Origin of the sequence: Antrihabitans stalagmiti, assembly GCF_016482825.1 — a bacterium.
Lineage (GTDB): Bacteria > Actinomycetota > Actinomycetes > Mycobacteriales > Mycobacteriaceae > Antrihabitans > Antrihabitans stalagmiti.
Genome location: NZ_JAEMNV010000002.1, coordinates 549,942 through 569,500, shown reverse-complemented (window position 1 = coordinate 569,500; position 19,559 = coordinate 549,942). Strand labels below are relative to the sequence as shown.

15 protein-coding genes and 1 pseudogene are annotated in these 19,559 nt (G+C 63.9%); 14 read left to right on the top strand and 2 right to left on the bottom strand.

The features are described from left to right. Nucleotides 1–84 precede the first annotated feature (84 nt). Nucleotides 85–1,545, top strand: coding sequence for a type VII secretion protein EccB (eccB, locus tag JGU71_RS06940; RefSeq protein WP_199703283.1), 1,461 nt, complete (start codon nucleotides 85–87; stop codon nucleotides 1,543–1,545). On the opposite strand, the gene mycP is transcribed toward eccB, so the two are convergent. After that, nucleotides 1,494–2,900: a type VII secretion-associated serine protease mycosin gene (gene mycP, locus JGU71_RS06935; RefSeq protein WP_199703282.1), complete on the bottom strand. Its 1,407-nt coding sequence runs from the start codon at nucleotides 2,898–2,900 to the stop codon at nucleotides 1,494–1,496. The two genes, eccB and mycP, sit on opposite strands and share 52 nt — an antisense overlap. Next, on the bottom strand, nucleotides 2,897–4,378 hold the full coding sequence (gene eccD, locus JGU71_RS06930; RefSeq protein WP_199703281.1) for a type VII secretion integral membrane protein EccD: 1,482 nt from the start codon (nucleotides 4,376–4,378) through the stop codon (nucleotides 2,897–2,899). The genes mycP and eccD overlap by 4 nt, the downstream gene beginning before the upstream one ends. 160 nt (nucleotides 4,379–4,538) lie before the next feature. On the opposite strand from eccD, the gene eccCa reads away from it, so the two are divergent. The 13 genes and pseudogenes from eccCa to JGU71_RS30690 form a co-directional block, all read left to right on the top strand. Continuing rightward, a complete protein-coding gene (gene eccCa / locus JGU71_RS06925) occupies nucleotides 4,539–8,552 on the top strand; it encodes a type VII secretion protein EccCa (RefSeq protein ID WP_199703280.1) in 4,014 nt (1,337 codons plus the stop codon). Further along, on the top strand, nucleotides 8,549–9,934 hold the full coding sequence (locus JGU71_RS30350; RefSeq protein ID WP_199703279.1) for a type VII secretion-associated protein: 1,386 nt from the start codon (nucleotides 8,549–8,551) through the stop codon (nucleotides 9,932–9,934). Before eccCa ends, JGU71_RS30350 begins: the two co-directional genes overlap by 4 nt. A 128-nt stretch (nucleotides 9,935–10,062) precedes the next feature. Next, on the top strand, nucleotides 10,063–10,389 hold the full coding sequence (locus JGU71_RS06915; RefSeq protein WP_199703278.1) for a WXG100 family type VII secretion target: 327 nt from the start codon (nucleotides 10,063–10,065) through the stop codon (nucleotides 10,387–10,389). 35 nt (nucleotides 10,390–10,424) lie between these two features. After that, complete coding sequence (locus tag JGU71_RS06910; protein ID WP_199703277.1) at nucleotides 10,425–10,706, top strand: WXG100 family type VII secretion target; 282 nt, start codon at nucleotides 10,425–10,427, stop codon at nucleotides 10,704–10,706. 228 nt (nucleotides 10,707–10,934) lie between these two features. Next, nucleotides 10,935–12,488, top strand: a complete 1,554-nt coding sequence (locus JGU71_RS06905; protein ID WP_199703276.1) for an FAD/NAD(P)-binding protein — start codon at nucleotides 10,935–10,937, stop codon at nucleotides 12,486–12,488. A 4-nt stretch (nucleotides 12,489–12,492) separates the two neighbouring features. Continuing rightward, nucleotides 12,493–12,936, top strand: coding sequence for a hypothetical protein (locus JGU71_RS06900; RefSeq protein WP_199703275.1), 444 nt, complete (start codon nucleotides 12,493–12,495; stop codon nucleotides 12,934–12,936). Continuing rightward, nucleotides 12,933–14,381, top strand: a complete 1,449-nt coding sequence (locus JGU71_RS06895; RefSeq protein WP_307829537.1) for an FHA domain-containing protein — start codon at nucleotides 12,933–12,935, stop codon at nucleotides 14,379–14,381. Before JGU71_RS06900 ends, JGU71_RS06895 begins: the two co-directional genes overlap by 4 nt. Before the next feature lie 122 nt (nucleotides 14,382–14,503). Then, nucleotides 14,504–14,818: a WXG100 family type VII secretion target gene (locus tag JGU71_RS06890; protein WP_199703274.1), complete on the top strand. Its 315-nt coding sequence runs from the start codon at nucleotides 14,504–14,506 to the stop codon at nucleotides 14,816–14,818. A gap of 67 nt (nucleotides 14,819–14,885) precedes the next feature. Then, nucleotides 14,886–16,430 carry a hypothetical protein gene (locus JGU71_RS06885; protein WP_307829536.1) on the top strand — a complete coding sequence of 515 codons (1,545 nt, stop codon included), beginning with the start codon at nucleotides 14,886–14,888 and terminating at the stop codon, nucleotides 16,428–16,430. A 295-nt stretch (nucleotides 16,431–16,725) separates the two neighbouring features. Continuing rightward, nucleotides 16,726–17,238: a hypothetical protein gene (locus JGU71_RS06880; RefSeq protein ID WP_199703273.1), complete on the top strand. Its 513-nt coding sequence runs from the start codon at nucleotides 16,726–16,728 to the stop codon at nucleotides 17,236–17,238. A 276-nt stretch (nucleotides 17,239–17,514) separates the two neighbouring features. After that, nucleotides 17,515–18,081 carry a hypothetical protein gene (locus JGU71_RS06875; RefSeq protein ID WP_199703272.1) on the top strand — a complete coding sequence of 189 codons (567 nt, stop codon included), beginning with the start codon at nucleotides 17,515–17,517 and terminating at the stop codon, nucleotides 18,079–18,081. Further along, on the top strand, nucleotides 18,002–18,610 hold the full coding sequence (locus JGU71_RS06870; RefSeq protein ID WP_233528816.1) for a YbaB/EbfC family nucleoid-associated protein: 609 nt from the start codon (nucleotides 18,002–18,004) through the stop codon (nucleotides 18,608–18,610). The genes JGU71_RS06875 and JGU71_RS06870 overlap by 80 nt, the downstream gene beginning before the upstream one ends. Nucleotides 18,611–18,674: 64 nt before the next feature. Then, a pseudogene (locus JGU71_RS30690) lies at nucleotides 18,675–19,115 on the top strand (WXG100-like domain-containing protein); the annotation flags it as partial. Between the last annotated feature and the right edge of the window lie 444 nt (nucleotides 19,116–19,559).

The following is a 19,559-nucleotide window of genomic DNA, read 5'->3' as shown; positions in this document are numbered from 1 at the left end:
GCGCCGTCAGCACAACGCTGCGAACATGCTTTGGCGAAACTGTACTGTGTCACGCGAAGGTGGGGACGGCTCGGGGGAGGAAAGATGCCGGCACAGCCGACTACGCGTCTGCAGGTCAGCGGCTATAGATTTTTGGTTCGGCGGATGGAGCACGCACTCGTCCGCCGTGATGTTCGGATGTTGGGCGATCCGATGCGCTCCCAAACCAGGGCGATGGTGGTGGGTGCAATCGTCACGACGATCGGTCTCGCTGCGTGTCTTGTGCTTGCACTGATCCGACCGCAGGACAAGATCGCCGACAACAAGATCATCGTCGGGAAAGATTCCGGAGCGATGTTCGTCGTCATCGACGACACTGTGCATCCCGTTCTCAATCTCGCGTCCGCGCGGCTGATCTCCGGCGAGCCGGCCAAGCCCGCAATCGTGAAGGAAGCAGAGCTCGGCAAGAAGCCACGCGGACCGCTGGTCGGCATCCCCGGCGCGCCGTCGGCCCTTCCTTTCGATTCCGATGCCGCTGGCCGGGCCTGGACCGTATGCGATTCGATCGCATCGGACGGGTCGAGTTCGATCACGACATCGGTGCTGATCGGCGACCCGGAGCTGGGCGACAAGAGCGCTGACCTCGCACCTGGAGATGCACTGCTGCTGCGAGCCGCAAACGTCACCTATCTGGTCTACGACGGTAAGCGCGCCCGGATCGATCCGGCCGATCGTGCCGTCGTCGCAGCACTCGCACTGGATGGTGCGACCCCGAGACCGGTCAGCCCGGGCTTGCTCAACGCGATACCCGAGGTCGACGAGATCGCGCCGCCGATGATCGACGGCGCGGGCGGTGTGCCGAACTACCCTTTTCCGGTAGCCAAGGTCGGCGCCGTCGTCCAGTCCGCGCGCAGCGAGGGCAATCAGTACTACGTCGTCCTGCGCGACGGTCTACAGGCGATCGGGTCGGCGACGAAAGACCTTATCCGCTATACGGATTCACAGGGTATGGCCGATATCGAGAAGATCGCACCCGACAAGATCACCGCTGCGCCGCAGGTCGCGAGCCTCGACGTCGCAAGCTTCCCGGACGCTGCCCGCGGCATCGCCGACATCGGAGAAACTCCCGTCACCTGTTTGTCGTGGCAACCGATCACAAGTTCCGACGACGAGGCATCGGCCGCGGAGATCACTGTGCTGACCGGTCGCGGACTTCCGATGTCCGACGACGCGAGGCTCGTCGAGCTCGCCCAAGCCGATGGGTCGGGCGACAAGGCCGATGCCGTCTACGTCAGACCCGGTGCAGGGGCGTTCGTCCAGACGACGGGTATCGCTGCGGACAGCCAACGTAGGGACAGTAAGTTCTACGTCGCTGACACCGGCGTTCGATATGGCATTGTCGACGACGATGCGGCCAAGGCGCTCGGCTTCACTCGTCCGGAGTCCGCTCCGTGGCCGATCGTGGCCCTGCTGGCGCCGGGCCCTGCGCTAGGCAAGGAGGAAGCGCTGCTTGCTCACGACGGCGTTGCTCCGGATCCGGCACCAGCGTTGGTGTCCGACAAGTGAAGTCGCCTACGGATCGGGAACGACGCGAGGATCGCGAGCACAAGCACACCACCGATTGCCGCGGCGCCGATCAGCGCGATGTTTCGTGGACGATCGTCGCGAGGTGCTGCGGCACCCGGTAGCGGCAAAGCCTTCGCCGCCATGGTCGGACGGGCAACGGTGTTCGTTCCGCCGTCGGCGGTCACGGCCGCATACGGATCGATGACGCCGAACCCCACCAGGGGATTCCACCCTTCCGCAGGCGCGTGCGCGGTTGCCTTCAGCCGATCGATCACCTGCCGTGCGGACAGTTGTGGAAATCTCGCCCGGACGAGAGCGGCTGTTCCGCTCACGTACGGAACGGCAAAGCTGGTCCCGCGCAACACACCTTGGCGGCCTTTGTCGTCGATCGTGCCGGTTGTCAGGCCGGAACGTCGCGGGTCGAGGGACGTGATGTTCTCGCCGGGCGCTGCGACGTCGAGCCACGGACCGGCGACCGTGAATTGCGATGGCGCGCCGTTCGAGTCGACCGATCCGACGGCGATGACGTAGTCGTCGTACCAGGCCGGCGACACGATCGTCGAGACCTGGTCCCACGGGTCTGCCGTCGGACGTAGCGGATCGAGGCCGGGATTGCTCGCGCAGTTCTCGTCGGTGTTGCCCGCTGCTGCGACGATCACGACGTCCTTGGCCACCGCGGCGTACTCCACTGCGGCGCCGAGTACGCGATCGTCCAAACTTCCGGTTGCGCAGGCTACTTCGGAAATATTGATCACTCGCGCGCCCATGTCGGCGGCGCGAACCACGGCCGCGGCAAGAGTGCGGATGTCGCCGTATCCGTCGGCGGTCTGGCCTTCGCGTTGCTGTTCGGCTCGACCGGCAACTTGAAACGCCCTGCTGGACTGCCGAATCGACAGAATCGTTGCCTCGGGCGCGACACCGACGAAGCCCTGACCGTCGACGGCGGCCGCGGCGATGATTCCTGCGACGACGGTTCCGTGAACGTCGCAGTCGTCGGTGCCGTCCGTCGTGCCCACGTAGTCGCCGCCGGGGACGAGGCCGGGCAGACGCGGATGACGTGCGACGCCGGTATCGATGACCGCGACCAGTTGACCTGCGCCCCTGGTGAATTGCCACGCGGAGGTGAAGCCGAGATCGCGCTGGCCGACGGGTACCGTCGGCCCGTCGCCGCCGGGTGCGGTTTCAGCGCAGCGCAACTTCTGCTCGGTCTTCTCGAACGGTGCCGGCGTCGCTCCGGACGGCAACCGGCCGGGGTCGATCGGTGGCGGTCGGTTGGCGGCGGCGGAACCCTGGCCGAGTGACGCAGAGAGCGCGAGCAGCGCTGCGACCGCGATCGGTCGCCACGCGCGGCTCATATTCCGCGCAACAGCGCGAACAGACCAGCGACCCAGCACACCAGCGGCAGAACTGCAGCGACACAGGCATATTCGAGGAGTTCCACGGATCGGCGCACGGGTGGCGAGAACGTCCGCACCGGAGCGAGGATGCCGAGCACCAGCGCGGCGACGGCCAAGGCCATCGCCGCGCCGAAGATCGCCAGCGGCGCGTCGACCGATACTGCTGCATCGATCAGTAGCGCAACGAGAATCGTTGCGCCGCCGGCGATCAGGGCACTCGCCTGCTCGGCGCTGGCGTAGGTGCGTCCCCGGAACATCAGGACCGCGGCGCACACGAGAGCCAATGCCGTTCCTTGCCAATAGATGTCGTCGACGCCGGCGATGTCGGTCGCGAGTAGCGCGCCACCGATCGTGACGAGACTTGTCGCTCCGATCAGCCCTGACAGATAGCGACGAGCCCGCTCCGTCTTCGCGGTGAGCGCGGCGAACGTCGGCAACGCCTGATCGTCGGAAGGGTCGTCCTCGGCCGGATCGACCGAGGTCCCCGGCGCGGGAACGTTGGGTAGCGGCAGCTTGGCCAGCAGCATGGAAACCCTTGGTGCAAATGCCAATCCGATGAGCGCCGCGGCGGCAGCGACCGCACCGACCGTGCGAAGCGAGGCATCGGTCGTGAGCGCAACGAGCGCAGCGGGTGCAACGAAGGCTGCCGCGACGGCGACGCCGGTGAAGAGCGTCAGGCCGACGCCGCCCACCCGAAGTGCCAATACGGCAATCGCGCCGACCAGCGTTGCGCCGAGCAAGACGTGCGCCGACGAGGTTTCGCCCGGCACGAACAGCACGCCGGCAGCGAAAGCGGTCGGCAGCGAACACCCGGCCAACACCAGGGCGCTCTGCGCGTCGAAGTAGATCCGCGCAGTCACCGTGCCTGCGATCAGCAGCAACAGCGAGGCGAAAAGGGCGCACACACCGCCGATCACGTCCTCTTCGCCCGCACCGGACCACAGCAAAGCAAAACAGCCGACGATTGTCGCGACGGCGGCGAGAACCGATCCGAGCAGTCGTGCGCTCGTGTTGGTCCATCGGTTGTAGCGGTCGGCGTCGACCATCGCGACGTTGTACATGATGTCGTCGAAGAGCGGCGTTGGAGCGGCGGCGGCTGGGCTCTCCAGCAGCAGCAGGTCACCGTCTCGGATCCCGTGTTCGCTCAGGCTCAGCGTGGACGACAGCGGTGGTTGACCGACTTTCGCGAGCACCCATTCCTGCGGTCCGTCGGCATCTTGCGCCGATGCGACGGGTGGATCGACGTCGCCGGTGTTGGCATGAGTGCTGATCATGTCGACGATCCCGGGGATCAGCAGGGCCAGCGAGACGTCGGCAGGCACGGCGAGGTCTACCTGAGTACGTCGCGCCAGGATCGTCAGTCGGCACAGGTCGGGCGCGCGCACCCGCGCAGAGTTGGTCTCGTGTGCGGGTTCGCTGATACGCGCAGCAGTCATGATGGTCCCCCCTGGCCATGAGTGTGCTCCGACGAACTGTACGACATGTCGGAGCAGCCCTTTACTATTAGCCCGGCAGCCTCACCGGGGACAGGGGCTCGTTCGGGGTCTTGTTGCCGATGATGCAGCACGGGGTGATCGAAATCGGGGGGAGTTCTCTATGAGTACGGTGCGGTTCCAACGCAGAACTCGGCGTGAAGTGCCGAGGGCTCCTGGCGGTGAAGTTGCCCTGCAGCCACCACCGGAAATCCCACGCGTCACCCCGGGCAACCTGATGATGAAGCTGCTTCCGGTCGTGATGGTCGTCGCAATGGTCGGCATGATGGCGTTGCTCTTCACCTCGGGAGGCATCGGGTCCAACCCGTACAGCCTGCTCTTTCCGGTCATGATGTTGTTCTCGATGGTCGGTATGTTCGCAGGTCAGGGTGGTCGCGGTGGGGGAGCAAAGACCGCGGAGGCCAACGAGGATCGCAAGGATTACCTGCGCTACCTCGAACAGCTTCGACGAGACGTCTACGAGACCGGCGACGCGCAACGCATCGCGCTCACCTGGAGTCATCCCGATCCGCAGCTGCTCTGGACTCTTGCGGGCTCGTCGCGCATGTGGGAGCGACGGGTGACCGATGCCGACTACTGCCACGCTCGCGTCGGCCGTGGCAGCCAGCGCCTCGCCACGCGACTTGTTGCGCCCGAGACCGGTCCCGTCGAAGAGCTGGAACCCGTCGCCGCTGTCTCGCTGCGCCGCTTCGTGCGAGCCCATTCTGTTGTTCCCGACCTACCTACCGCTGTCTCGCTCCGCGGGTTCGCGTCCATCGCTCTCGACGGTGACCGTGACGCTGCTCGGGCGATGGTGCGGTCCATGCTTGCCCAGCTCTGCACCTTCCACAGCCCGGATCAACTGCAGGTGGCGGTCGTGTGCGGCCCGGACACCGCGCGCGAGTGGGAATGGGTGAAATGGCTGCCGCATTCGCAACATCCCGATGCGGTCGACGGTGTCGGAAGTCAGCGGATGGTCTACGGCTCGATCATCGAACTGAACGCCGCGATCGGCTCGCAACTCGTGCTGCGCAGTAAGTTCTCGCGCAGTGCGCCGCCGCAGGCAGGGGTCGCGCAGATCGTCGTCGTTGTCGACGGCGGGTTGCTCGAATCCGACGTCGAGACCGACCACATCGTCGACGGCGGCGTCGATTCGGTCACCGTGATCGATCTCAGTGCATACGCACCGCGGCTTGCCGCAACGCGCGGGCTGCAACTTGTCGTCGAAAACGGCACGATCGGAGCGCGCAGCGGAGCTGGGATCGAGCCGTTCGCAGCCGTCGATCAGCTGAGCGCAGAGCAAGCTCAAACCGTCGCCCGGCGCCTTGCGCCCTACCGCGCACCGTCGCGACGAGCCGACACAGCGGAGGAGGGTGAGTCGATCTCGTCGTGGAGTCAGCTCCTCGGTCTCGGCGATGTCGGCCTGCTCAATCCGAATCACGCGTGGCGCACCCGCAGCGGCCGAGACCGGTTGCGAGTTCCGATCGGCGTCGCTGCAGACGGCACCGCGGTCGAGCTCGACCTCAAAGAGGCCGCCGAGAACGGGATGGGTCCGCACGGGTTGTGCATCGGCGCAACAGGTTCCGGTAAGTCGGAGTTTCTGCGAACGTTGGTCGTCGGGTTGATCGCCACACATTCACCCGACCAGCTGAACCTGGTTCTCGTCGACTTCAAGGGCGGCGCGACCTTCCTCGGCCTCGACAGCGCGCCGCATGTCGCGGCCGTCATCACCAACCTCGAAGAGGAATCCGCGCTCGTCGATCGGATGAAGGACGCGCTTGCGGGTGAGATGAACAGGCGGCAGGAGTTACTGCGGTCGGCGGGCAACTTCGCGAACGTTTCCGATTACGAGAAGGCTCGTGCGGCAGGCGCTGATCTCGATCCGCTGCCTGCCTTGTTCGTCGTGATCGACGAGTTCTCCGAATTGCTTTCCCAGCAGCCGGAGTTTGCCGATCTGTTCGTCGCGATCGGGCGACTCGGCCGGTCGCTGCACATGCATCTCTTGCTTGCGAGTCAACGTCTCGACGAGGGCAAGCTCCGCGGACTCGACAGCCACCTTTCCTACCGCATCGGCTTGAAGACCTTCTCCGCCAACGAATCCCGTACCGTGCTCGGCGTACCGGACGCCTATCACCTGCCTGCGAATCCGGGTGCGGGTTACCTGCGTTCGGACGCATCGGAGATCGTCAGATTCCAGGGTGCGTACGTGTCCGGTACCTACATCGGGCGGGGCACACGTGAATCCGCCGTGCAGGGGCCTGGCTCGGTCGACGTCGAGTCGAGGGTCTTCACCGCCGCTCCGGTCGCCGCGCTGCAGGTCGAACCGAGTGCCGCACCGGTACTGCAAGCAGAGCCCGTCGACGACGGCGACGGCCCGACGGTGTTGCAGACGGTCGTCGACCGGGTTCGCGGTAGGGGCACACCCGCACACGAGATCTGGCTACCGCCACTCGACGAGCCAGCGACGTTGGATCAGCTGATTCCGCGGTCGGTACTGGTCGAGCCGACACCGCGGCAGGCAACGTTGCGCACTCCGATCGGACTCATCGACCGGCCGTTCGACCAGCGGCGCGATCCGCTGATTGTCGACCTGTCCGGCGCCAAGGGGCATGTGGCCATCGTCGGCGGTCCGCAGTCGGGCAAGTCGACCGCGCTTCGGTCGTTGATCGTGTCGATGGCGATGACACACTCCGCGGAGCAGGTGCAGTTCTACTGTCTCGATTTCGGAGGCGGCACACTGGCCGGTCTGGACGGTTTGCCCCATGTCGGCTCGGTGGCGAACCGGCTCGACGAGGACAGGGTGCGTCGAACCGTTGCCGAGATGTCGACGTTGGTACGTCAGCGCGAAAAACGCTTCCGGCAACTCGGCGTCGAGTCGATGGCGGAGTTCCGTCGACTGCGTGCCGCCGAACCCGCTCACGCCGCTGGGGTTGCGGGTGTGGCCGACGATCCCTTCGGAGATGCCTTTCTCGTCATCGACGGCTACGGCAGCATCCGCCAAGATTTCGAACCGCTCGAGCAGCAGATCACCAATCTCGCAGTTCAGGGCCTGTCCTACGGCGTGCACGTCGTGCTCTCCGCCGCGCGGTGGGGCGAAGTCAGGCCGGCGTTGAAGGATCAGTTGGGTACGCGCATCGAATTGCGACTCGGCGATCCTGCCGACTCCGAACTCGGCCGCCGGATCGGACTTCTGGTTCCCGAAGGTCGACCTGGCCGTGGCATCACGCGGGATTCGTTGCATCTGTTGACCGCGCTGCCGCGAGTGGACGGCATCGGCGACGCGAACGATCTTCGTTCCGGCGTCGCGGACGCGGTCTCCGCCATCGCGGCGGCAACGACGAGCAGGCATGCTCCGCCGGTGCGGATGCTGCCAGATCGCCTCACCAGAGCCGAACTCGTCCACGCGACGTCGGGTTGGCCCGACTACAACGACCCCGCGACGAAGTGCCTGCAGGTGCCGATCGGCCTCGACGAAGCCGAACTTGCGCCGGTCTTCGTCAACTTCGCCGAGCAGACGCACTTCATGATCTTCGGCGATATCGAGTGCGGCAAGACGGCGTTGCTGCGGGGTATCTGCGAGGGGTTGATCGCGTCCAACACCCCCGAGCAGGTCAAGATCGTCATCGGCGACACCCGACGAACGATGTTGGGAGCCTTCGAGTCGAGCCATATCGGTGGATACGCGCCGGTGGTGTCGACGCTGGCGCAGATGATGGTCGAACTCGCCGCCATCCTGGCGCGTCGCATGCCGCCCCAGGACGTCAATCAGCAGCAACTCCGCGATCGCTCGTGGTGGTCGGGGCCGGAGATCTACGTCGTGATCGACGACTACGACCTGGTCTCGACCTCGTCGGGCAATCCGTTGACGCCCCTGCTCGAATATCTTCCGCTGGCAAAGGATCTCGGCTTTCATCTCGTGATCGCGCGACGGTCCGGCGGGGCCGCCCGCGCCCTGTACGAACCGGTGATCGCGCGGATGCGAGACGTGTCGACCGGCGGCCTGGTGATGAGTGGCAGTCGTGACGAAGGCAATCTGATCGGCGCCGTTCGGCCGAGCGAGATGCCGCCCGGCCGCGGCACTCTCGTGACCCGTGCCGGTAGTGGACTGATTCAGACAGCTTGGATGCCGCCGCTGTGACCGCCCACGTCGCGCTCCACCTGACCGACTCGCGTGTGTGGGTTCGGTACGGCCGGGAGGAGTGGGACGGACCGGTCGCGATGGACGATGCAGCGCAGGTGCAGATGGCACCCGCCTGGTTCGTCGACAGCGGCTACTGCGCAACACCCGACCGCGCTGTCCCGATTGCGGAGTCACTCGGACGAATTCTGCGTGACGCGATCGGCGAGGTCGGCTGCCGACCACCAGCGGAGCTGGTCGTCGCGACCTATCCGACGAACTGGGGAACTGCTCGTCTGAACGTGCTTGCGACAGCGGTGCGTTCGTTCGCGAACGAGGCGGAGTTCGTTCCGATCGCGGTCGCAGCCGCGCGGGCAGCAGCCGCTCGTGCAAAGCGAGCACAGAACGCGAACACAGTCGTACTCGAGATCGGTGCCATGACGACCGTGGCGAGCTGCGTGGGACAGGTGTCGGAGCACGGTCGCGTCGTTGCCTGTGAGCTGATCACCGACATCGGACTCGCCGCCTGCAGCGTCCGTCGTGACGAACTGGTCGAGGTGGTCGACACCGTGATCGGATCGCGGCGGGTGGACGCTCTTGTGATCGTCGGCGACCTGGTCGCCACGGATATCGACGCCCTCACCGACGCGCTGTCCAGTCGAACCCCTGTCGAATTCTTGGCAGCGCGGGATCTCGTTCGCCATGTGGGTCGCCCGACTGTGAGCGAGCGGCAGGTCGCTCGGCCAGAGCCCGTTCGCAACATCGACTGGGTCGCTGCCGCGCCGGCAGACCGCGCTGCGGCTAGTGGGTCGCCTCGTTCGGCACGTCGGGTCCGAATGTTGGCAGCCGCGGCGTTGGTCGCGGTGGTCGCCGTCGGTGCGGGAGTCGCGTTCGCGGCGTCGCGAGAAGACCGGCACCTCGACACCGCGGATCCGGCCGCCACGCCGACCACGGATACCGATGTCGGCGAACTCACGCTCGGCAGGATCCGTGTGACGATCCCCGACGGCTGGCGAATTCAATCATCCGAGCCTCAGCAGCCCGGCCAGCTGCCGCGCCTGGAAATTGTGCCGATCGCTGGCCCGGAGCGACGAATCACAGTCACTCAGTACGTAATTCGCTCCGACCTCGATTTGGAGGGGATTGCGAACGTGCTGCGGCGAAAGGTCGACGAAAGCCCGAACGAGGCAAATTACGAGGGCATCGAGGCGGACGTCGTGTTCGCGGGGCGACACGGTGTCACGTTCCGCGAGAACCCCGATGGGCGTTCGCAAGTCAGGTGGCACGTGATGGTGGATCGGGATACGCAGGTCGGTGTCGGCTGCCAGGGGTTGTTCGGTGAGTGGGATGCCCTGTCGAGTGACTGTGAGCGAGTTGTCAGCAGCGTCGTGATCTCGCCGTGAAAGGGCGATTTCCCAGTTTTCGAACAGATGGAACCGATTGGACACGATCGACGTCCAACCAGATGTAGGGCACGAATCGGCAGTCCAGCGGGGGGTGCCGACCCGGACGGTATGACAAGGAGTTCGTGATGGCAGGTGTGATTACCGATGTCGGCGCGATGGAAGCAGCGGCAGGACATGTCGAGACGGTCAACGGGCAGATGCAGCGATACATCGCCGATGTCAGGGCGCAGGCCGAGTCCTCCGGCGCAGCGTGGAAGGGCGACGCTGGCACCGCGTTCCGCCTCTTGATGACGCAGTACGACGAGGCCTCGGTGAAGATCCAGCGGAGCCTGCAGACCATCGCCGATCGGATTCGCGAGAACGGCAAGGGCTACGACGTAGCCGAGCAGGCGAACCAGGAGCAGATCCACAGCACCGGAGCTTCTTCGCAGCTGCTCGACATCAAAGCCTGACGTCCACACCTACACGCCAAAGGAGTTATACCGAAATGCTGGATTACAAATTCGGTGAGATCGATGCCATGTCGGACAGCTTGCGTTCGCGGTCGGTGGCACTCAACGAAACTCACGACGAGCTGAAGGGCTACGTCGCTGCGCTTGCCGCTACCTGGGAAGGGCAAGCGCAGGCTAACTATCAGTCGGTGCAGCGCGATTGGGATCAAGCGCATCAGCAGCTGGTCGAGGTGCTCAACAAGATCGCGACCGTCGTCCGCGACGGCAACTCGGGTATGCAGGCAACAGAGGGTCGCGAAGCCATGAAGTGGGCCTGACGGTCCGCATGAGTGAGCACGGCGCCCGGCAGCTGGATCCGCTGCCGGGCGCATCGCTGTCTCGGTAGCCGATGGCTATGGCCGCCACCGGATGTCGGCGGATCCAGGTATCCGAGTGCTCCTGCGCCTGCGAACTCTGCTGGTTGTCGACGTCGACCAACTCGGTCGTGGGTATCGGTCGGCCTCGGAACCACCCGGGGGCAATGCGGGCCGAGTAGCATCGCCGAAATGCGAGGGGATCTCAATCAGACACTGATAGACACCGATGTCTGGACCGACGATCTGGTGGTCCAGGCAGGGATTCCGATCGTCGACGTACCGTTCGTGACGGTGGGCAGCGGGATCGGCTCGTTCGTCACCTTCGACACGCTGCGGATCTACGGCGTTCCGGCCGAGGCGATGGCAGTTCTTGGACCCCAGCAGGTGCCGTGGTCGAGCTATGAGTATCTGACCAAGGTGTCGCAGATCCCGCGGGCCGAACGGCTACGTTCGGACTCGCAGTCGATGCCGGACAATATTTGGGGATTTCCGTCCTACGCGGTGCGGGAAGCGTTGTCGGCGAACAGTGTCGGCGGTTTCTTCAAGCCGCTGACCCAAGTGTTCCTCGAGCCGATTTTTGCCGACTACTACACGCCGCGCGCGGGGCAGGCGTTCGAGTCGATGGAGAAGGAATTCCACCGGGTCGGGTACGGGCAGTCGCTGCGCAACGGCATCGTTCGTATGATTCGCCGGCGCGTCGGCGGCGGATACTTCACCATCCTCACACCACCCGCGGGTTCGGCACCGACCAAACGAATCGCGTTCCGCAGCTTGTACGTTCACGTCGCGATCGGATATCCGGGGCTGAAGTTGCTAGACGATCTGCAGGAGTACCGCGAGAAGTACCGCGACCCGACGCGTGTCGTCAACGCCTACGAGCCGCACGAGCACATGTATCAGGCGCTGCAACGTCGCCCCGGGACCGTGATGATCAGGGGGAGCGGCATCGTCGCGTCACGGGTGCTGCAGCGGCTGATCGACGATCGTGACCGTCTCGGACTGCAGACCAACATTCTGCATCTGTTCCGCACCTACGTGAACGCGCCGCATGGACCGAGTGTGTTCAAACGTCGAAAAGGTAAGGACGGCTGGGCCTATCAGGGGTTCAACTACCCGAAGTCGGTGTGGGGTGGTCAGCTGAAGGCGAAGATGCGGAACCTGGAGGGTGAGGAACGCGCCCGCGCATACAAGGAGATGGGCGGCACGAACACGCCGGTCCGCAAGAATTGGCAGGAGCAGTTGCGCCGTGGCCGCGCGCAAGGCTGGTACCAGGTGATGGCAGGGACCGCCCGCGACTTGCGTCCCGCCCCGAACGGGCAGGGTGTCATCTCGACGATCGTGCCGGACCCGCAGGCGCCGTTGCCGTTTCCGCCTCCGACGCAGCCGTTCGATACGCCGGTCGACTATGTCGTGGACTGCACCGGCCTGGAAGCCGACATCCGGGAGCACCGCGTGCTCGCTGATCTTCTCGATCATTCGGGTGCGGGTCGAAATCCGGTCGGGCGCCTCGACGTTGCGCGGACCTTCGAACTCGTCGGGACGCGAAGCGGCACCGGCCGCATCTACGCGTCGGGTACAGCGACGCTCGGCGGGTATTTTCCCGGTGTGGATACGTTCCTGGGACTGCAGATCGCCGCGCAGGAAATCGCGGACGACCTCGCAGCCAACGGTTTCGTCAATCGAATGGGACCGCTGCGGTCGACCCATCAATGGTGGCTGTGGGCCAGAAACAAGAGGATCTGAGGCAATGCTGCCAACCCTGAACGGACGCATTCAAACTCGCGTCCTCGGCCTCGGAATCATCGGCTTCTTCGTCGCAATGCTCATTACCCCGATCCTGCCGACGGGCGACCTCGGCATAGGGCAGGCCTACCGGGTGACGCTGAGCGTCTTGCTCACCGTGGTTCTGGTCGGCGTCCTGTGGGAACTGCTGTACCACTTTCTGATGCAGTTCCGGTGGGAGAAAGACTGGCCGACGCTGTTCGGACTGCTCACCATGATCAACGAGGGCATTCTCGTTTGGCTACTCGTTCGCTACACGACGATCGTGGTTCCGGAACATCTACGGCCGTCGTTGACAGCCTTTCTGATCCAGTTCATCGTCACCTGGCTCGTGTTCTGGATAATCGTGAACGGACCGATGCGACTTGTCTTCCATCGGTGGCGGTTCTCTGGAGGAAGGTTCCTGTGAGTACAGGGCAGGTCGAAATTGTCCCGGGTCGGCATCTTGTTGCGTCGACGGCGGGAGTCGTTGTCGTCGTTGCACATCGCGACTCGTCGGCACTGACCGCAGGCTCCTCTGCGGCGCAGACCTGGCAGGCCCTGCACGATCTGGTGCAGCAAGCAGCGTCCATGGACGCGCGTAAACCCGGTCGCGCATTTGCCAGGCTCGCGACGAGATGGGTTGTGGACCAGGACGACGACGTCGAGTTCGGAGTGCTGTCGCCTGCGGGCAACGGACTTGCCGTGTTTTTGCACGGGGGCGTCACGGTCGTGGTCGGTACCGGTAGCGGCGAGCAGGAAACGATCCGCGGGAACGACGCGGCATTCACCGTCGACCGCATCGTCGATGCGCCGACCATCGCAGGCATCTTCGTCGACGAATCCGGCACGCCACCCACACTTCCCGTCGAGCGTGGGATCAGTGCGCTGACCGAGGGCGTCGCGCCCGGTGTCGGTGCTGTGCTGTGGCTGACCGAGCCGACGACGGAAACGAAGCGGCCACCGGGTTTGCTGAAGCGGATTCTCCGGCCGGATCCTGCCGACGACCTGCCCGACACCGCGATGATGTCGAAGGTCGATGCGTTGGCGGACGACGACCTGCCGAGTACAGCGATGATGCCGAAGTTCGATCCGTTCGCCGATGACGACGACGATGACGACGACGACACAGAAGGCACAAACGACCCGCAGGACGACCACGCGCACGGTCATGGTCACGTCCACCCGGAACCGGCGACGGTGCCACGGCTGCCAAGTGCGCCCGAGCCGGGGCTTGCAGAGACGGTTGTGCCTGCCCGGGTCAACGCGCTGTTGAAACCACCCGCTCTCTCGGCACGTATCGACATAACCGACGAACCGGAGCCGCGCAGGCAACCGCTGCCGGACGGCAGTACAAGCAGGCGAGACAGGTCGCGGGAACAGACCGAGCTCGGCGTCGTCGGCGTCAAGGTCCGCGGATTCAAGTGCGCGCGAGCACATCTCAACGATCCCCGCGTTGCGTTCTGCCGGGTTTGCGGTCTGCGCATGGATCAGTTGACCGGAATTCTGACCGAAGACACCCGGCCACCGCTCGGCTTGTTGGTCGTCGACGACGGCACCACGTTCATCCTCGACGGTGATTGCGTGCTCGGCCGCGAGCCGGAGACGTCGGATGCGGCGCGGGCGGGGTTCACTCCGATTCGGCTGTCCGACTCCTCGGGTGGGATGTCGAGGGCGCACGCCGAGTTCCGCCTGATCGAGTGGGACGTCGCCATAGTCGACCGCGGTTCGACGAACGGCACACATGTCCGCGTCGCAGGTGCTTTGGATTGGCACCGACTGCCACCGCGGCAGCCGTTTCTGCTTACGCCTGGATCGGAAGTGATGATCGGCGGACGGACCGTGACGTTCGATTCGCCGCACGGTCAGTTGTAAAGCTGCTGATCAGAGGCGTTGCGCGCGGCGCGCGGCACTGTTCGCCCGGCGACGCTGAGGTCAGCTATGCGAAGATGGTCGGCAATACTTGTCGAAGTAGGTAACAACCGGAGGGGTCCGACATGGGGGAAGTAGTCGACGTCAAGCCGCAGCAACTGGCGCGCGCCGCGAATCAGCTGGATGCGGCAGGAGACAGGTTGCAGGACATCATCTCGGATTTGCGTAGTTCGCTGGCAGGCGAAGGCGCTGCTTGGGGTGACGACAAGATCGGCAGCGCGTTCGCGGACGGTGAGAGTGGTTATGTGTCTGCGGCGGACCATCTGGACGAGGGTTTGACGAACAAAGCCGCTCTTGTTCAGGAATACGGCAAAGGTATGTCGGATACCGCCGAGTTGTTCGCCAACACCGACGACTCGGCGACGCAAACTTTCCGCTGATTCGTAGGTTGGTACTTTCGCGTAGGTGGCGTTGGGTGATGCCGCCTCGACAGGGGGACGCTGCAGTATGACCACTCCGCCGAGCGGTACTCCCGACGACGAGTTCATGAAAGCGTTTCGGGAGAGCTTCGAGAAGACCAACGACGACCCGGATATCGGGTTCTCGCTTGTCCATCACGACACTCCGCCACCTCCACCTGCCGCGTCCGCGCAAGCCGATGCCGAGGTTCGGGCGACGGCGAAAGAACTGTCGCACCAGATCGCCCGCGAGCTTGCTGCAGTGGGTCCCGCAGGATGGGAACGACTCGACGCGGTGTTCGCGCTCACGACGACAGGTGAGGTCGTCCAGGTTTTCTACACCGTCGACGGCGCGTCGGTTCGGGTCAATCCGCCTGCAACGGCGCTCGCAGCAGCGCGCCAGCACAGAGATGTCTCGTCGAAGCTCGGTGACGGCCCGTGGTGGCGAATGCTGCTGGAATTGACCAATACCGGCGCGATCAAGGTCGAGTACGACTACGGCGACGAGCCGTTTCCCGAAGACCAACTGTTCACACCCGAGACCTATCTGGCGGACCTCCAGCAGTACCCGCGTCGACGGCTTCCCGTGTGGCTCGCGGCATACGTCGGACACCAGGGTCGGCAGCTTCGTACACCGCAGCAGGCGGCCGAGCAGGCGCGAGCAGATCGTGCGGCAAACGTCCACGGTGTTGTGTCGGTCGACGACTTCCCTGCTTTTCCTCAGATGTGGGCGCGGTGGGCAACGATTTCGGCAGCCTTTGTTGCGATCAGGTCCGAGTGGGGTCCTCGCGTTCTGCCCTCGCTCGGCTGGTTCGAAGGCAAGGATCGCACAGGTTCGACGCTGTACGTTCTGCCCGGCGGTCGGGCTGTCATCTCGGGTGGTGTGTGGGATCCACCGGCGCTCGACGCGACTTACAACGACGGCGCTCCGATGCCGAAATTCTATGCGGGCGCACCTGATTGGATTGCCAACCCTGTTCTCAACACCAGGGCGGGCAACGGACTGCTCTCGTTCTGCTACTGGTGGGACGGTGGACGCTGGTATCGCGGCGAGTCGCCGCCGGCGAAGGACTTCCCATCGGCAGTCCCCGGCGTGTGGACCGCTGATCTGGTGAACGACATTGTGGCGCGGCTCATTTCGGCCGACCCGAGTCCGGAATTGAAGGGTGCGGTCGCCAACCTGCTTTCGGCTGCCGAAGCCGGCGTCGTCACGCGAGGCACGCTGACGAATGTCTTCCGCGAGGACGAGTTCGACGTCGACGGTGCGATGTATCAACTGTCGATCGCCGGCGTTGTCGCAGTGCTGCCGGAGCCCCTGTCGCAAGCCGACGCGATCACCCGGGTCCGCACGTTCATTCTCAATTCCGGCATGGACACAAGCAACTACCCACTCGAACAGCTTAGGGCGCAACGGATTACGGTCGGCTGGATGGTGTACGTCCCGACCCGGCCGGACGAGATCTCGATCGGCCGCGCGATCTTCTACATCGCGGATGACGGCCATATCGAGAGGTCGTCTTCGTCTGTAGCGCCCAGCGTCTTCGCCGCAGGCTTCGAACAGCGATACCAGCAGCGCATCGGCTCACGAGAATAGGCACGCGGTGCGGTCGTTGTGGTTCATACCCCATGAGAATCGGTGGATTCCTGCCGAAGAGTCGACGGGTTATCGGGGTGGGTGGGTGTCGACGGTCCATCCGTTGAGTTCGAAGCAGGGTGCAGCTGTTGCGGCGAGGGGGAGGCGGCGTGCTCGGGAACTGGTCTCTCTGGTCGAGGGGATGGGTTTCGTCTCGGGAATAACCGGCTCTTCGGCTCGGGACCTGGAGCGTTGGTCGTACGGGAACGCTGCCGGCGAAGGTTCGAATCCTTTCGATAGATCACCGTCGAATGGGTTGAGCCACTTGATTTTCTGTCACTGGACGTACCCGGACAGTGGCGTTGGGGCGGCCGATATTCTTGCTCGATTCGCGGCGATGCCGGCTGATGTTGTTGCGAGGACTGGTGGCAGCATCGTCGGATTTGCGGGCGGTTTGCAAGAAACGTTGCTTGTTCGGGACGACCGCAGCGGGCCGTGCACCGCTGAATTGTCGTTGTCCAGTGGGCGTGCGTATTTCGTGCGGTGGCGTTCTCGCGGGCTGCTGACCGACGAAGACATTCGCGCAAAGTTCGGCTTCAAGGTCCGCGAATTTCCCGTTCACGGAATAAGCGATGCGGCTATCTCGGAGGATGAGGCCGTCGCTCGTGTGCGGTTGTACTTCATTGGCGCGGGCGTGGATGTGTCTGGCGTCGAGTATGCGGCGCGGCGTAGTGATCAAGGGTGGGTTGTGTCGATATCTGTTGGCGCTCTTGACTCTTCACGGCAGGTGTTCATCGGTGACGACGGTGTGATCGGGGAATCGCGATGATGCTTCCGTTCACGTTGCGGATCGGTTGAGGGGGAGGACGCTGTGCGGTCGTCATGGTTCTTACCCCACGGGAATCGGTGGATTCCTGCCGAGGAGTCGACGGGCTATCGGGGTGGGTGGGTTTCGACACTGCATCCGCTCAGCTTGAAGCAGGCGAAAGCTGTTGCAGCGCACAATGCTCGACGCGCCAGGGAGTTGGTGTCTCTGTTGGAAGGCGCGGGGTTCGTGCCGCGGGAAGGCGGGGGCAGCAAGGAGTATTGGTCGGGAGGCAACGCCGTGGGCGAGGGTAAGAATTTGTTTGATCGCCGGCCCTCGAACGGCTTTTCGCATGTAATCGTTTCGTATTGGAGTTACACGGGTGCACTGACCCGGGCGACGGATCTTCTTGCAACGTTCGAGGCCATGCCTGCCGATGTGGTCAGCGCAATTGATCCGACCTATGTGTCTTTTGCCGGAGAGCCAGACGCTTCCCTGCTTATCGAAGATTCCGCGGGTGGCTCGTGTTCCGCGGTGTTGGCTGTCGATAGCGGCAAGCCGTATTTCGTTCAGTGGTGGGGGCGCGGAATGTTAGTAGACGAGGAAGTAGAGGATCGACTGGGTTTCCACCGGCGTATTTGGCCTACTCACGCCGTTTCGCGCCGGGGTATGTCGGAGGATGAAGCGATCTCACGGGTTCGTCTGTATCTAGTCGGCGCGGGCGTGGATGTATCCGCCATCGATTTTGCGGCACGGCGCGTGGAGTCGGGATGGACTGTGTCGTCGAATGGCGACGGCGGTCGCATCCCAGCAGTGCTTATTGGCGACGACGGCGTTATTCAGGCCGTCTCTGATCGAGAAACGTAGAGGAAATCTGATGTCGAACGAGGCTGCGAAAGAAGAACTTGCTGAGCTTCTAAGTTTCGTTGAGAAGCAAATGCACGACGTGACTGCGGCGCAGCAGAAGCGCGCGCGACTAACTGCGAGGGCGTCTGCGGAAGATAAGCGCGTGATGGTTACCGTCAATGCAGAGGGCGTCGTGATCGAAACCGAGTTCGCCTCCGATGTCGACGATTTGAGTTACGACGAAATCGCCGCTGCCGTTACGCGTGCTGCTCAAGAGGCCGCGCGGGAGGTCGCGCGTTTGAGCCAAGAGCTGTTGGAACCACTTGCGGCGCAGCGGGCTCGATTGCCGAGCCTGTCCGAGGTAGTGCCGGGTATGCCTGACCTGCGCGATTTAGCTCCGAAGCCTCCTGTTGTCTCGACGGCGCCACCGGGATCACGCGATCGAGAGGCCGCTGTCGACGACAGCGCGATGGAGTTCACCGATGTGGAAGAGATCGACCACACCGGCCGCGCAGGCAAGGGGCCAGGTATCACCGACTCCAGTTGGTAACCTCCCTCGGGACTGGGGTGGGAGTTCGTCGCGTGTCGTTCTGTAGGTCGAAGGGGGGTGTGGCATGGGCATCGAGATTCCGGGTTACCTGCAATGGGTTTCCTACGCTGCAGGGTCGGAGTGGCCGCAAGGCGATGAGACCGCCATGTTTCGAATCGCCGAACACTGGATTCAAGCAGCCGAGCGTTTGCAGGAGCTTGTTCCTGACCTGGCGACCGCAAAACAGAACACCCGAGAATCGATTACCAGTGACGGTGCAACACAAATAGATCAGGAACTCGAAAAGCTCCTGAACGGTGAGCATTCACTCGACAAAATCGCAGAATATATGGGTCTGATATCAGAATCGGTCAGTGAGACCGGAACGCAGATCGAGTACACCAAGATTCAAATTCTGACCACACTTGCTCTTCTGGCTGCTGAAATTATTTGGGCGCTTGCAACTGTTTATGGTTCGCCCTCCATTCCTGTATTTCAGGCTGCCGCACAGGTCGCGGTGCGGACGGTTGTCCGCCGATTATTGAGTCATATCGCAGAGAGTGCAGGCAAACGAGCGCTTATCAAGACGCTGGAATTCCTTATCAAGCATATCGCCTTGGACACCATTATCGGTGTCGGCCAAGAAGTTGGAATCCAGGCGTACCAGAAGGAAGTAGGACATCGCGACAACATCGATTGGGGTCAAGTCGGCGTCACAGCGGCGTCATCGGCGGCGGGGGCGCTCGCCGCGGCGCCAGTCGGCGCGGGATTGGGTCGTCTGGCACCGCGTGCGACGGCTCCAGGTCGGGTGGCGCAAGGTGCGATCAACGGTGCGCTCGCGGGAGCGGCCGGGGGTCTTGGTGGCTGGCTCGGTGCCGCGGTGCTCACGCAAGACTTCACCTTCGATCCTCTGAGTGTCGTCGGTGGCTCGATCAGCGGCGCGCTCCCGGGTGCTGCACATGGTTTGGGC

Bases quoted from the DNA above. Each gene is read 5' to 3' on its own strand.
- eccB (WP_199703283.1), top strand. From the start codon at position 85: ATGCCGGCACAGCCGACTACGCGTCTGCAGGTCAGCGGCTATAGATTT.
- mycP (WP_199703282.1), bottom strand. From the start codon at position 2,900: ATGAGCCGCGCGTGGCGACCGATCGCGGTCGCAGCGCTGCTCGCGCTC.
- eccD (WP_199703281.1), bottom strand. From the start codon at position 4,378: ATGACTGCTGCGCGTATCAGCGAACCCGCACACGAGACCAACTCTGCG.
- eccCa (WP_199703280.1), top strand. From the start codon at position 4,539: ATGAGTACGGTGCGGTTCCAACGCAGAACTCGGCGTGAAGTGCCGAGG.
- JGU71_RS06915 (WP_199703278.1), top strand. From the start codon at position 10,063: ATGGCAGGTGTGATTACCGATGTCGGCGCGATGGAAGCAGCGGCAGGA.
- JGU71_RS06910 (WP_199703277.1), top strand. From the start codon at position 10,425: ATGCTGGATTACAAATTCGGTGAGATCGATGCCATGTCGGACAGCTTG.
- JGU71_RS06905 (WP_199703276.1), top strand. From the start codon at position 10,935: ATGCGAGGGGATCTCAATCAGACACTGATAGACACCGATGTCTGGACC.
- JGU71_RS06900 (WP_199703275.1), top strand. From the start codon at position 12,493: ATGCTGCCAACCCTGAACGGACGCATTCAAACTCGCGTCCTCGGCCTC.
- JGU71_RS06890 (WP_199703274.1), top strand. From the start codon at position 14,504: ATGGGGGAAGTAGTCGACGTCAAGCCGCAGCAACTGGCGCGCGCCGCG.
- JGU71_RS06885 (WP_307829536.1), top strand. From the start codon at position 14,886: ATGACCACTCCGCCGAGCGGTACTCCCGACGACGAGTTCATGAAAGCG.
- JGU71_RS06870 (WP_233528816.1), top strand. From the start codon at position 18,002: ATGGCGACGGCGGTCGCATCCCAGCAGTGCTTATTGGCGACGACGGCG.